The sequence below is a fragment of the Yersinia sp. IP36721 genome (genome assembly GCF_003634395.1).
In the GTDB taxonomy this organism is placed as follows: Bacteria; Pseudomonadota; Gammaproteobacteria; order Enterobacterales; family Enterobacteriaceae; genus Yersinia; species Yersinia entomophaga.
Window position 1 is genome coordinate 13,848 of record NZ_QCZL01000020.1, and the last position, 13,183, is coordinate 27,030.

Sequence of the window (13,183 nt, forward strand, 5' to 3'; positions counted from 1 at the left end):
TCTCGACGTCAGTTTATTCTCAAAATAATTGGGAGGATAAACCCTGCGTGATGAGTATGAAATAAAAAGAGATGCGTTATGACCAAATTAATGAAAACAGGGCAAGCGGAAAATTATCGCCGTGAAAAAAACAAACCTTTTGTCGTTGCACAAGAGGCCAAAAATAGTCTGGATTTAACCTTATCCAAATTGAATGCCAATTTAAATGGTTTAACCGAAGAGGATGCCCAGGAACGCCTTGAGCAATATGGCGCAAATGAAGTTGCTCATGATAAAGCCCCACATGCGTTGATACAGCTGGTCGCTGCTTTTAATAATCCGTTTATTTTTGTCCTAATGGTACTGGCGGCGATCAGTTTCTTCACTGATTACTGGCTGCCGATGAAACAAGGGGAAGAAACCGATCTTACCGGCGTATTTATTATTGTGATTATGGTACTGCTGAGCGGATTTTTGCGATTCTGGCAAGAATACCGTACCAATAAAGCGGCAGAAGCCTTGAAATCGATGGTAAGAACTACCGCAACGGTAATGCGTCGTGAAAAACACAGCGTGCAGCCGGTTAAAAGGGAAGTGTCGATTAAAGAATTGGTTCCGGGGGATATTATTTATTTGTCTGCTGGAGATATGGTTCCTGCTGATCTCAGATTGGTTTCTTCAAGGGATCTGTTTATCAGTCAGGCAATTTTGACTGGTGAAGCAATTCCTATCGAAAAATACGATGCATTAAGCTGTGTAAGCCAAAAATCAACCTCCTCGGAGGCCTGTAGTGAAAGTGAGCTGCTGGAATTATCTAACGTTTGTTTGATGGGAACCAACGTGGCGAGTGGAACGGCGACCGCGGTGGTCGTGGCTACCGGAGGGCATACCTATTTTGGTTCGCTGGCGAAATCTATCGTAGGAACGCGTTCTCAAACCGCATTTGACCGTGGCGTCAACAGTGTTAGCTGGTTATTGATCCGATTTATGCTGGTTATGGTTCCGATTGTTTTACTGATTAATGGTTTTACCAAAGGTGATTGGACGGAAGCGGCATTATTTGCCTTAGCGGTTGCCGTGGGCTTAACGCCAGAAATGTTGCCAATGATTGTCAGCTCTAACCTGGCAAAAGGCGCAATCGCCATGGCCAAAAGAAAAGTGGTTGTTAAGCGACTAAATGCTATACAAAATTTCGGCGCGATGGATGTGTTGTGCACCGATAAAACTGGCACATTGACTCAGGATCGTATCATTCTGGAACATCATTTAGATGCGAAAGGCTGTAACGATACTCGGGTCCTGCAACTGGCCTGGCTCAATAGCTATCATCAAAGCGGTATGCGGAATCTGATGGATCAGGCGGTTATCAGTTTTGGCCGCGGTAAATCAGTTATCGATCCTTTGCGTAGTTACAATAAAGTCGATGAATTACCTTTCGATTTTGTGCGTCGCCGCTTGTCGATTGTGGTGAAAGATAAGGATCAGCGGCAGCAGTTGATCTGCAAAGGTGCGGTGGAAGAAATGCTCCAAATCTGTAGCCATATTCGCGATGGCGATCAGATTTTGCCGATGAATGATGCGCGTCGGCAGGCATTGCTGACACTAGCCAGCCAATATAATCAGGACGGTTTCCGGGTTCTGCTGCTAGCAACTCGGGATATGGGATCGCAGGTCAGCAATGTTCCACTCAGTATTCACGATGAAAAAGAGCTGATTGTCGAAGGGGTGTTGACGTTCCTCGATCCGCCAAAGGAAAGTGCGGCGGCGGCCATTGCTGCACTGCGTGAAAATGGCGTAGCGGTAAAAGTTTTAACCGGCGATAACCCGATTATCACCAGCAAAATTTGTCGCGATGTTGGTTTGGAACCGGGAGAACCACTCGGTGGCAGCGATATTGAATTGATGGATGATGAAACGCTGGCGCGTGAAGTCGAGTTGCGCACGGTATTCACCAAACTAACACCATTACAAAAATCTCGCGTATTGAAAATGTTGCAGGCCAACGGGCATACGGTCGGTTTCCTCGGCGATGGTATCAATGATGCTCCGGCGTTGCGCGATGCAGACGTGGGAATTTCCGTTGATACCGCAACCGATATAGCGAAAGAATCCGCGGATATCATTTTGCTGGAAAAAAATCTGATGGTGCTGGAGGAGGGCGTAATCAAAGGGCGAGAAACCTTTGGTAATATCATCAAATACCTAAACATGACCGCCAGTTCCAACTTCGGCAATGTGTTTTCCGTATTGGTTGCCAGTGCTTTTATTCCTTTTTTGCCGATGTTGGCGATTCATTTACTGCTGCAAAATCTGATGTACGATATTTCCCAGCTATCATTGCCTTGGGATAAAATGGATAAAGAATTTTTGCGCAAACCGCGTAAGTGGGATGCGAAAAACATTGGCCGCTTTATGCTATGGATTGGCCCAACCTCGTCTATTTTTGATATTACTACTTACGCATTAATGTGGTTTGTCTTCGCGGCTAATAGCGTAGAGCATCAGGCGCTATTCCAGTCTGGCTGGTTTATTGAGGGGCTACTCTCGCAAACATTGGTTGTGCATATGTTGCGCACGCAAAAAATTCCGTTTATCCAAAGTACTGCTGCGTTGCCGGTTTTATTGATGACCGGATTGGTTATGGCGATTGGTATTTATATTCCGTTCTCACCTCTTGGCGCGCTGGTCGGTCTGCAGCCGCTGCCGTGGCAATATTTCCCGTGGTTAGCGGGTACATTGATTAGTTATTGCGTGGTTGCGCAATTGATGAAGCGATTCTATATCCGTCGCTTTGGGGAGTGGCTGTAAATTAAAGATTCTGATTAAACGGCGTCGTACAATTATTCACCGGGGTCTTCTGACCCCGGTTTTATTGTTTATTCGTTGCTCACGCGAATAACCAACTTACCAAAGTTCTTACCTTGTAGCAGACCCATAAAGGCCTGTGGGGCATTCTCCAATCCATCAACTAAATCTTCGCGGAATTTGATCTTGCCCTGTTCGAGCCATTCGTTCATCTGTTTGATGAATTCGCCGTAGTGATGAGCATAGTCGTCAAAAATGATGAACCCCTGCATTCTGATGCGTTTACGTAAAATCAGACCTTGCAATAACGGCAGGCGATCTGGGCCGTCAGGTAATGCGGTGGCGTTATACTGTGAAATAATGCCGCAAACAGGAATACGTGCTTGGGTGTTTAGCAGAGGTAAGACCGCATCGAATACGGCACCGCCGACGTTTTCGTAGTAAATATCTATACCGTCAGAGCAGGCTTTAGCTAATTGCTGAGGAAAATCAGTAGATTGATGATCAATGCAGACGTCAAATCCCAGTTCTTCTACCACATAGCGACATTTTTCTGTGCCACCGGCAATGCCAACTACACGGCAGCCTTTAATTTTCCCAATTTGTCCAACAACAGAACCTACCGCGCCGCTGGCAGCCGCCACCACCAGTGTTTCGCCTTCTTTTGGCTGACCTATATCCAGTAATCCCATATAGGCGGTAAATCCAGGCATGCCCAAAACACCAAGTGAGCGAGAAGGATGAGACAGTAATGGGCCAAGGTTTTTCACATTGCTGCCGTCAGAAACCGCGTAATCCTGCCATCCGTTAACGGACAATACCCAATCACCGACTTTAAAATCAGGATGTTGCGAGGCTTCAACCCGGGAAACCGTGCCGCCAACCATCACGTCGTCAATGGCAACTGGAGGGGCATATGATGGGGCATCGCTCATGCGACCACGCATATAAGGATCGAGAGATAAATAGCGGGTTCTCAGCAAGATCTGTCCTGCCGCTGGCTGAGGGATATCTCTGATCTCTAAACGAAAATTATCCGCTGTCGGTGCGCCTTTGGGTCTGGAGGCCAGCACAATACGACGGTTATGGATTTTATCTTGAGGCATGTTGAGTTCCTTGCTCGTTTGACAGATCTGAATGAGGTGCGGCTAGCGCAAACCTCGTTAGGTGCTGCAAAAAGAATAATGGGTATTACGCAAAATGCCTCAGTAAGGCGCAGCCGTTATAGCGGGACGATCAGGACATCAACGCGGCTGGCATTGATTAATCGGGTAGCTGAGCAATAAATTTTATTCATCATGCTGGCGCTATGATGGCCGCAAATAACCAAGTCTATTTGCCGTTTATTACTGACGTAATTCAGGCTATCCGCTAATTCGCCGTGGAGAATGGCCATTTCAGCAATGGGATAATTGGTTTTGGCCTGTAACTCAGCCATAAATAAGCGAGCTTCTTCCTGTAACAGGTTGCGCAGATCGCCCAGCATTGGCGCTGCAAAGTTATTATACATTTCCGGTTCGGTAGTCAGCGTGACCAAAGAAATAATACCGTTATGTGGGCGAACGATTGAAACCGCCTTGTCGACTAATTGCTGGCTGTCCGGCGAAAGTGAAACAGCAACCAGTACATTTTGATATTTCATTATTCTCTCCACTAAACAACATCATAGCTAAAGAGTAGGGGATAGGCCGGCTTGAGGATGAGATCTGCTTCACAGTTAATCTTTTTGTTAAATTCATAGCATAAAATAGCGCCAATCGTATGCAAAATGACCTTATAAACGGTTTTTATGTGTAAATTTTACCCAAAACGAGATTATACCTTTGCAAAAAGTATGGGTATGTACCACATTTAATAAATTCTCTCCAAGCGCAGTAGACAATGACGCTATCTGAAATGTTTTGTTACGTCTGTTGTGGCTTTCCAGACCTCTTTTGGACATTTTTAACCGATTATTCCTAGTTGGTTATTATTCGAACACTTATTAAGTGGCTGCTAATGGTTTTTAATCGTCGCGATTACTCGGGAAAAAATATAGTTTACTTAAGTTATTTATAGTTTTGACGATCATTTAATTTACTTAATAGCGATTAATTCTGGGATTCCCGCCTCATGGCAGATTTATGCTCCGTTATTTTGGTTTGGTGATGTTTTTGTTCGAATTGATCTAAAAAAGCTAAGAATTAGGCTTATATGATTGGATTTTAAGACGGTTTCTGACTTGGGCTTGTTTTTTAACCGTCAAATTGATCAAAAAATAAGCTAGCTACACCATATTTCAGAAAATTATATTTTATTTTTGTGACTTGTGTCACATTACATTTAAAATAAATCACTACTCACGTTGTATGTGCCGACGATTCGGGAGTAGAGTTGGCCCTCTTTAGGAATATTCCTAATATTTGTAAGAAAAGTTTCATGAACATGACGCAATAATAGAACGGTCGAAAAATACTGTAGCCCAAGCGTCTGACATGAGGCTACGTAACAAAATGGTTTTTTTCTGTGATACCAGTAGTCTTTTAATTACTTTTAGTTCTATACGTTTTAATAAACGGTATAACGGGAAGGATCCCTGGTCATGGGTGATAAACACCTTCACCCAACTTATGTTTTAAAACATAATCTGTCGGGATGTATAAGATGAGTACGTCTGAATTACTCAAACATATTTATGATATTAATTTGTCATATTTACTTTTAGCACAGCGTTTAATTAATGATGAGAAAGCATCTGCCATGTTTCGTTTAGGTATCACGGATACTATGGCCGACGCATTATCTCAATTAACGTTGCCTCAAATGGTTAAATTGGCGGAAACCAATCAATTAGTTTGCCATTTCCGCTTTAACGATCACAACACTATTCATCATCTGACGAAAGAATCTCGCGTGGATGATTTGCAGCAAATCCATACTGGGATTTTATTGTCAAGCCACTTACTGCATGAGTTATCGTTGAAAGACGGTAGTGCGTCTAAAAAAAGAGCATGACGATGGTTGAGAAAAGTATTGTTCAGGAAGCCAAAGATATTCATCTCGCAATGGAGCTGATTACCTTAGGTGCGCGTTTGCAAATGCTAGAAAGTGAAACTCAGCTCAGTCGTGGCCGTCTGATTAAACTTTACAAAGAGCTACGAGGCAGTCCGCCGCCGAAGGGAATGTTGCCATTCTCGACGGATTGGTTCATGACGTGGGAACAAAATATTCATTCATCGATGTTTTATAATGCCTACAGTTTCTTACTGAAAAGTGGGCAATGCACCGGCGTTGAAGCGGTTATTAAAGCTTATCGGCTCTATTTGGAACAATGCCCGGATCGGGTGGAAGAGCCGCCGTTACTGGCTTTGACCCGTGCCTGGACTTTAGTGAGATTCGTTGATAGCGGTATGTTGCAGCTATCTGGCTGTAGCTGCTGTGGGGGGACTTTTATCACCCACGCCCATCAACCGCGTAACAGTTTTGTCTGTAGTCTTTGCCAGCCTCCTTCCCGCGCAGTAAAAAAACGTAAACTTTCTCCGCAACCTGCCGATATAACTACACAACTGCTGGATGAGCAGGTTAGACGCGCAGTTTAAGTGAGATTTGATTGTTAGATTTTTGTCAGGCAGGCCCGGTATGGATACTCGGTTTGCCTGATACTAGCGACTTTCGATGGATCTTAAACTCCGCAAAACACCTCACCTTCCACCCACACACTTTGCTAAGGATGTCACGTGTTAGTTATTTTGGGTTATATCGTGGTACTAGGTGCGGTACTCGGTGGCTACATGATGGTAGGGGGCCACCTTGGTGCGCTCTATCAGCCGTCGGAATTTTTAATTATCGCTGGTGCCGGTATTGGGGCATTTATTGTTGGTAACAACGGTAAAGCGATAAAAGCCACATTGCGCGCAATGCCGAAGCTATTGCGCAGATCTAAATATAACAAAGTGCTATATATGGATTTAATGGCATTGTTGTATCGGTTATTAGCTAAATCGCGTCAGCAGGGGATGTTGTCACTCGAAAATGATATTGAAGATCCCCAGCAAAGTGAAATTTTCTCTAATTATCCCCGTATTCTCGCCGATAAAATATTAGTCGAGTTTATTACCGACTATTTGCGTTTAATAGTCAGCGGAAATATGAATGCCTTCGAAATTGAAGCGCTGATGGAAGAAGAAATAGAGACCTTCGAACAGGAAAGCGAAGTCCCCGCCGGTAGCTTGGCCATGGCGGGCGATTCATTACCCGCTTTCGGTATTGTGGCCGCGGTGATGGGGGTTGTTCATGCCCTGGCTTCTGCGGATAGACCTGCGGCTGAACTGGGCGCGTTAATTGCTCATGCAATGGTTGGTACTTTCCTCGGTATTTTATTGGCTTACGGCTTTGTTTCTCCGCTGGCAACCCTATTGCGTCAGCAAAGTGCTGAAACGACCAAAATGATGCAGTGCATCAAGGTGACGCTGCTTTCCAGTCTGAACGGCTATGCGCCGCAAATCGCCGTAGAGTTTGGCCGCAAAACCCTTTACACCACCGAGCGCCCGTCATTTATCGAGCTAGAAGAACATGTGCGTAGAGTGAAAGCTCCTGCACCTCAAGCGACAGAAGAGGACGCATGAAGCATCAGAATCACCCCGTTATTCTGGTTAAGAGGCGTAAAGGCAAACATGGGGGAGGCCATCACGGCGGCTCATGGAAGATTGCTTATGCTGACTTTATGACAGCGATGATGGCTTTCTTTTTGGTGATGTGGTTACTGTCGATTTCCAGCCCCCAAGAGCTGACGCAGATTGCAGAATATTTCCGTACGCCGTTGAAGGTGGCTTTAACCAGCGGTGATAAAAGCAGCTCCAGCACTAGCCCGATACCTGGCGGTGGTGACGATCCCACCCAACAACAGGGCGAAGTGAGGAAAGTAAGCAAATCGGCCGAAGCCCGGCAGGAAGAAAATCGGTTGAATAAACTGCGCGAGAAGCTGGACGAACTGATTGAGTCCGATCCTCGCCTGAAAGCGCTACGTCCACACCTACTGATTAACATGATGGATGAAGGGTTACGCATTCAAATTATTGATAGTCAAAATCGGCCTATGTTCCAGATGGGCAGCGCGCAGGTTGAGCCGTACATGCGCGATATTCTGCGGGCGATTGCGCCAATTTTGAATGATATTCCGAATAAAATCAGTCTGTCAGGCCATACCGATGATTTGCCTTATGCCAACGGTGAACGAGGTTACAGTAACTGGGAGCTCTCTGCCGATCGTGCTAATGCTTCACGACGCGAATTGCTGACCGGCGGGTTGTCGGAAGGGAAGGTGCTGCGGGTGGTGGGCATGGCGTCTACAATGGGGTTAAAGGAGCAGAGAGCCACCGATCCAGTGAACCGACGCATCAGTATTTTGGTGTTGAACAAACAGACGCAGCAAAGCATTGAACACGAAAATCTGGATAACAAAGCGCTGGATATTGAGAAAGCTGAAGGTTTGAAACAGCTCGAATCCAGTGCACAACCTGTCGCAGGAACGGAGTCCACTGCAACGGTTGCACCGCAGGCCGCACCGGCCGTCGAGCCAGCTGTATCTGCGGTAACAACACAATCTGCGCCGGTTGCTGAGTCGCCGGTAGTGGGGAATTCAGTGGCAGCACCTGACGCACCGGTAGCGACACCGCCGGTCGGCGCGGATGTCACTCCGCCGCCGGCAGCAGAGCCACCACAACCGAATACGGAGACGGCTACCTCAGTCGCCACTGGGCCAACAACATCGTTGCCAGCTGCACCTGAATCTCAAGTACCTGTCTCTCCGACAAGCCGCGACGCACAGTAGAGGTGACAACGTGAGCATGGATATTACCGCGTTTTATCAAACATTCTTTGATGAAGCAGACGAACTGCTGGCAGACATGGAACAGCACCTGTTATTGCTGGACCCATTAGCGCCTGATAATGAACAGCTCAATGCGATTTTTCGTGCAGCGCATTCAATCAAGGGCGGGGCCGCAACCTTCGGCTTTACCGTGTTACAAGAAACAACCCATCTGCTGGAAAACTTGTTGGATGGTGCCAGACGCAATGAAATGCGCCTGAGCACTGACATCATCAACCTGTTTTTGGAAACAAAAGACATCATGCAAGAACAGTTGGACGCCTATAAAACCTCCCAAGAACCCAATCGGGATAGCTTTGAATATATCTGTCAGGCATTGCGCCAACTGGCACTTGAAGCATTAGAACCGGCGGCTGCGGCTAACGCACCTGCGGCGGCTAACGAGGCTAAAACCACAGCGACCCCGGCTCTGGTTCAGGGAGGAATGCGTATTTGCCTGTCTGGCCTGAAGCCACAGGAAATCCCGCTGATGCTGGAAGAACTGGGCAATCTGGGGGAAGTGAAAGACCCTCATCAGGGTGAAAACAGCCTGGAAGCGACGCTGATAACTTCAGTGAGTGAAGACGATATTTGTGCCGTGCTGTGCTTCGTTTTGGAACCGGAACAAATCAGTTTTGTAGAAGCACCGGCAGTAGCGGACGTTGTTATACCAGCGACAAATGCACCTGCGGCAAGTGCGCCAGCAGTGGAAGCGGCGCCTGTTACAGCCGCTGCACCGGTAGCGGAAGCGGTGAAACCGGCTCCGGCTACCGGCGCTGAGCCAGCGAAACCGCGGCCAAAAGCCAGCGAATCAACCAGTATTCGCGTAGCGGTTGAGAAGGTTGACCAATTGATCAATCTGGTGGGTGAATTAGTGATCACCCAATCCATGTTGGCCCAGCGTTCCAGCACTCTGGATCCGGTAGCTCATGGCGATCTGCTTAACAGCATGGGGCAGTTGGAGCGTAACGCTCGGGATCTGCAAGAGTCGGTAATGTCGATTCGTATGATGCCGATGGAATATGTATTCAGCCGCTTCCCGCGTTTAGTTCGCGATCTGGCCAGCAAGCTGAATAAGCAAGTAGAACTGACGTTATTGGGCAGTTCTACCGAGCTGGACAAGAGCCTGATCGAACGCATTATCGATCCGTTAACGCATTTGGTGCGTAACAGTCTGGATCACGGCGTTGAAAATCCTGAAACCCGTATTGCAGCAGGTAAATCCCCGGTCGGCAATCTGACGCTGTCGGCGGAGCATCAGGGCGGCAATATCTGTATTGAGGTGATCGATGACGGCGCCGGTCTGAATCGTCAAAAAATTCTGGCTAAAGCGATGTCTCAAGGCATGGCGGTGAATGAACACATGAGCGATGAAGACGTCGGCATGTTGATTTTTGCACCGGGCTTTTCCACCGCTGAGCAGGTAACGGATGTTTCCGGCCGCGGCGTGGGCATGGACGTAGTGAAACGAAATATTCAGGAAATGGGCGGCCATGTGCAAGTCAGTTTCCAGGCAGGGAAGGGCACGTCTATTCGCATCCTGCTGCCGCTAACGCTGGCGATTCTGGACGGTATGTCGGTCAAAGTGAATGATGAAGTGTTCATTCTGCCATTGAATGCGGTTATGGAATCTCTGCAACCTCAGGCGGAGGATTTGCATCCGTTGGCTGGCGGCGAGCGCGTATTACAGGTACGCGGTGAGTATCTTCCTTTGGTTGAGCTATACCGGGTGTTTGACGTTCCTAATGCTAAAACCGAAGCCACTCAGGGCATTGTGGTGATTCTGCAAAGTGCAGGCCGTCGTTATGCGCTGTTGGTCGATCAGTTGATTGGTCAGCATCAGGTGGTAGTGAAAAACCTGGAAAGTAACTATCGCAAAGTGCCGGGTATTTCTGCCGCAACCATTCTGGGGGACGGCAGCGTTGCTCTGATCGTGGATGTTTCTGCTCTACAGGCGTTAAACCGGGAAAAGCGTGTATCCGTTGAGGATGCCGCGTAGCCAGTCCGAATATGGACACAGGATGCCGACTAAGGTTGGCAGTCCTGAATATAAGCATAACAATCTATTCACGCCGTGCGGTTAGTTGAGTTTAATCGCGCTGGCCGGGCTAAACGGCTTCGTGGAATAGATTATAAATTCAACCTATTGATTGAAGGGTAGAAACATGGCAGGACTAGCAACCGTCACTAAATTGGCTGGCGAAACGGTAGGACAAGAATTCCTGATTTTTACGCTGGGTGATGAAGAGTACGGCATTGATATTCTGAAAGTGCAGGAAATTCGCGGTTACGATCAGGTCACGCGCATTGCAAACACCCCGGCGTTTATTAAAGGCGTCACCAACCTGCGCGGCGTCATTGTGCCGATTATCGATCTGCGCGTGAAGTTCGCGCAGAACAACGTGTCTTACAACGAAAATACCGTGGTGATCGTCTTGAATTTCGATCAGCGCGTGGTGGGTATCGTGGTTGACGGCGTGTCCGACGTGCTGTCATTAACTAACGAGCAAATCCGCCCGGCACCTGAGTTTGCCGTGACTCTGGCAACTGAATACCTGACGGGCCTTGGCTCTCTCGGGGAAAGAATGCTGATTTTGGTGGATATCGAAAAGCTGTTGAGTAGCGAAGAAATGTCGTTAATCGACAGCGTTGCGAAAGGTTAAGTAGATACCAGCGGGGGAAACCCCGCTTTTTTACAGGTGAATACCGTGTCTGCCGCTCAATAGCTCCCTTCAGGTGCCGCAAAATAATAGTTGTGCCCTCAGGTAAAGTTCCCCCTGCCGCTGCCGATAACACATGTAATTGACGTACTTTTGATTTGACGTACTTATGAAGGGATAACATGTTCAAGCGTATGAAAGTAGTCACCAGTTTATTGCTGGTGTTGGTGTTATTTGGTGCCTTACAGCTTATTTCTGGCGGGCTTTTCTTTAATGCCCTCAAAAACGATAAAGAAAACTTTGCCGTTTTGCAGGTTATTCGTCAGCAACAATCTTCACTGAGCGATAGCTGGGTCAATCTGGTTCAAACCCGAAATACCCTGAACCGCGCGGGGATTCGCTATATGGCGGATGCGAACGGTACCGGTAGCGGTACGCCGTTGCCTGAGTTGTTGACCTTGGCGAAAGACACGCTGGTTAAAGCGCAAAAAAGTTACGCTGATTTCGAACAGATTCCAGTGGATAGCCGACAGAGCGCTGAAAGTACCCAACGCATGAAACAGACTTACGATGCATACGTAGGCGCGTTGGCCGAACTGATCCAGTTAATGGAAGCCGGCAAAATCAAAGAGTTCTTCGATCAGCCGACCACCAGTTTCCAGGACGCCTTTGAAAAAGATTACACCGCTTACCGTATGCTAAACGACAACCTGTATGCCTCAGCGGTAGAAGACAGTAATAAGTCATTCACCGTTGCTATGGGTATCCTGATTGCGATTCTGATCGCGGTAGTAGCAGTGATGCTGATCGTTTGGTTCGGTATCCAACACATTCTGATTAATCCGTTAAATCGTTTGATTGAACACATCAAACACATCGCTGGCGGTGATCTGACTCAGCCGATCGAAGTGCTGGGTCGTAACGAAATGGGCGCGTTGGCAGCCAGTTTGAAAAACATGCAGTCAGAACTGATCAACACCGTGAGCGGCGTGCGTATGGGTGCCGATGCTATTTATAGTGGCGCATCTGAAATCGCTGCGGGTAACAACGATTTGTCTGCTCGTACTGAACAGCAGGCCGCTTCTCTGGAAGAAACCGCCGCCAGCATGGAACAGCTGACCGCAACAGTGAAACAGAATGCCGAAAACGCTCGTCAGGCAAGCCAATTGGCTCTGAGCGCCTCTGAAACCGCGCAAAAAGGCGGCAAAGTGGTGGCTAACGTGGTGCAAACCATGCATGACATTGCCGGTAGTTCACAGAAGATCGCCGATATTACCAGCGTAATTGATGGTATTGCTTTCCAGACCAACATTCTGGCGTTGAACGCCGCGGTAGAAGCCGCGCGCGCCGGTGAGCAAGGTCGAGGCTTCGCGGTGGTAGCGGGTGAAGTTCGTAACCTGGCGCAGCGTAGTGCACAGGCGGCAAAAGAAATTAAAGGTCTGATCGAAGACTCGGTTAACCGGGTAGACATGGGCTCCGTGCTGGTAGAAAGCGCCGGGGAAACCATGGGTGACATTGTGAATGCAGTGACCCGCGTCACTGACATCATGGGCGAAATCGCTTCCGCCTCTGATGAACAAAGTCGCGGTATTGATCAGGTTGGTCAGGCGGTGACAGAAATGGACCGCGTAACGCAACAAAACGCCTCGTTGGTTGAAGAATCTGCTTCCGCCGCTGCGGCTTTGGAAGAGCAGGCCAGCCTGCTGACCCAATCGATGTCTGTTTTCATCCTGCGGGTGGATAACGGTAATAGTAATAAAGATGTGAGAAGAACCAAGCAGCCGGTAGTGGAACAGACCGGTACTGCTAAAAAAACACTGGGAAGTGACCTGCAAGAGAATTGGGAAACTTTCTAGACCCTACAAAATATAATATTAAAAGCCGGCCTTAG

10 protein-coding genes are annotated in these 13,183 nt (G+C 47.7%); 8 read left to right on the top strand and 2 right to left on the bottom strand.

What is annotated here, in order from left to right; genetic code table 11:
• Window positions 1-78 precede the first annotated feature (78 nt).
• Complete coding sequence (mgtA, locus tag DBA33_RS15105) at window positions 79-2,787, top strand: magnesium-translocating P-type ATPase (protein WP_120806729.1); 2,709 nt, start codon at window positions 79-81, stop codon at window positions 2,785-2,787.
• Window positions 2,788-2,855: 68 nt separating this feature from the next.
• Here mgtA and DBA33_RS15110 read toward each other — a convergent pair whose 3' ends face one another.
• Window positions 2,856-3,890, bottom strand: a complete 1,035-nt coding sequence (locus DBA33_RS15110; protein ID WP_120806730.1) for an NADP-dependent oxidoreductase — start codon at window positions 3,888-3,890, stop codon at window positions 2,856-2,858.
• A 116-nt stretch (window positions 3,891-4,006) separates the two neighbouring features.
• Window positions 4,007-4,426, bottom strand: a complete 420-nt coding sequence (uspC, locus tag DBA33_RS15115) for a universal stress protein UspC (RefSeq protein ID WP_064517600.1) — start codon at window positions 4,424-4,426, stop codon at window positions 4,007-4,009.
• A gap of 1,001 nt (window positions 4,427-5,427) precedes the next feature.
• Between uspC and flhD the strand changes: the two genes are divergently transcribed.
• From flhD to DBA33_RS15150, 7 genes are all read left to right on the top strand, one after another.
• Window positions 5,428-5,778, top strand: coding sequence for a flagellar transcriptional regulator FlhD (gene flhD, locus DBA33_RS15120; protein ID WP_038242066.1), 351 nt, complete (start codon window positions 5,428-5,430; stop codon window positions 5,776-5,778).
• Window positions 5,779-5,780: 2 nt separating this feature from the next.
• Window positions 5,781-6,362, top strand: a complete 582-nt coding sequence (gene flhC / locus DBA33_RS15125) for a flagellar transcriptional regulator FlhC (RefSeq protein WP_049597484.1) — start codon at window positions 5,781-5,783, stop codon at window positions 6,360-6,362.
• Between the two features lie 138 nt (window positions 6,363-6,500).
• Window positions 6,501-7,388: a flagellar motor stator protein MotA gene (motA, locus tag DBA33_RS15130; protein ID WP_064517603.1), complete on the top strand. Its 888-nt coding sequence runs from the start codon at window positions 6,501-6,503 to the stop codon at window positions 7,386-7,388.
• Entirely contained in the window at window positions 7,385-8,593 is a 1,209-nt protein-coding gene (gene motB, locus DBA33_RS15135) for a flagellar motor protein MotB (RefSeq protein ID WP_064517605.1), read from the top strand. The genes motA and motB overlap by 4 nt, the downstream gene beginning before the upstream one ends.
• Before the next feature lie 16 nt (window positions 8,594-8,609).
• On the top strand, window positions 8,610-10,631 hold the full coding sequence (gene cheA / locus DBA33_RS15140; protein WP_162975217.1) for a chemotaxis protein CheA: 2,022 nt from the start codon (window positions 8,610-8,612) through the stop codon (window positions 10,629-10,631).
• A gap of 166 nt (window positions 10,632-10,797) precedes the next feature.
• Window positions 10,798-11,295, top strand: coding sequence for a chemotaxis protein CheW (gene cheW, locus DBA33_RS15145; protein WP_049597488.1), 498 nt, complete (start codon window positions 10,798-10,800; stop codon window positions 11,293-11,295).
• Between the two features lie 179 nt (window positions 11,296-11,474).
• Window positions 11,475-13,148 (top strand): methyl-accepting chemotaxis protein, encoded by a 1,674-nt coding sequence (locus DBA33_RS15150; protein ID WP_064517610.1) that lies wholly within the window; start codon window positions 11,475-11,477, stop codon window positions 13,146-13,148.
• Window positions 13,149-13,183: the final 35 nt, after the last annotated feature.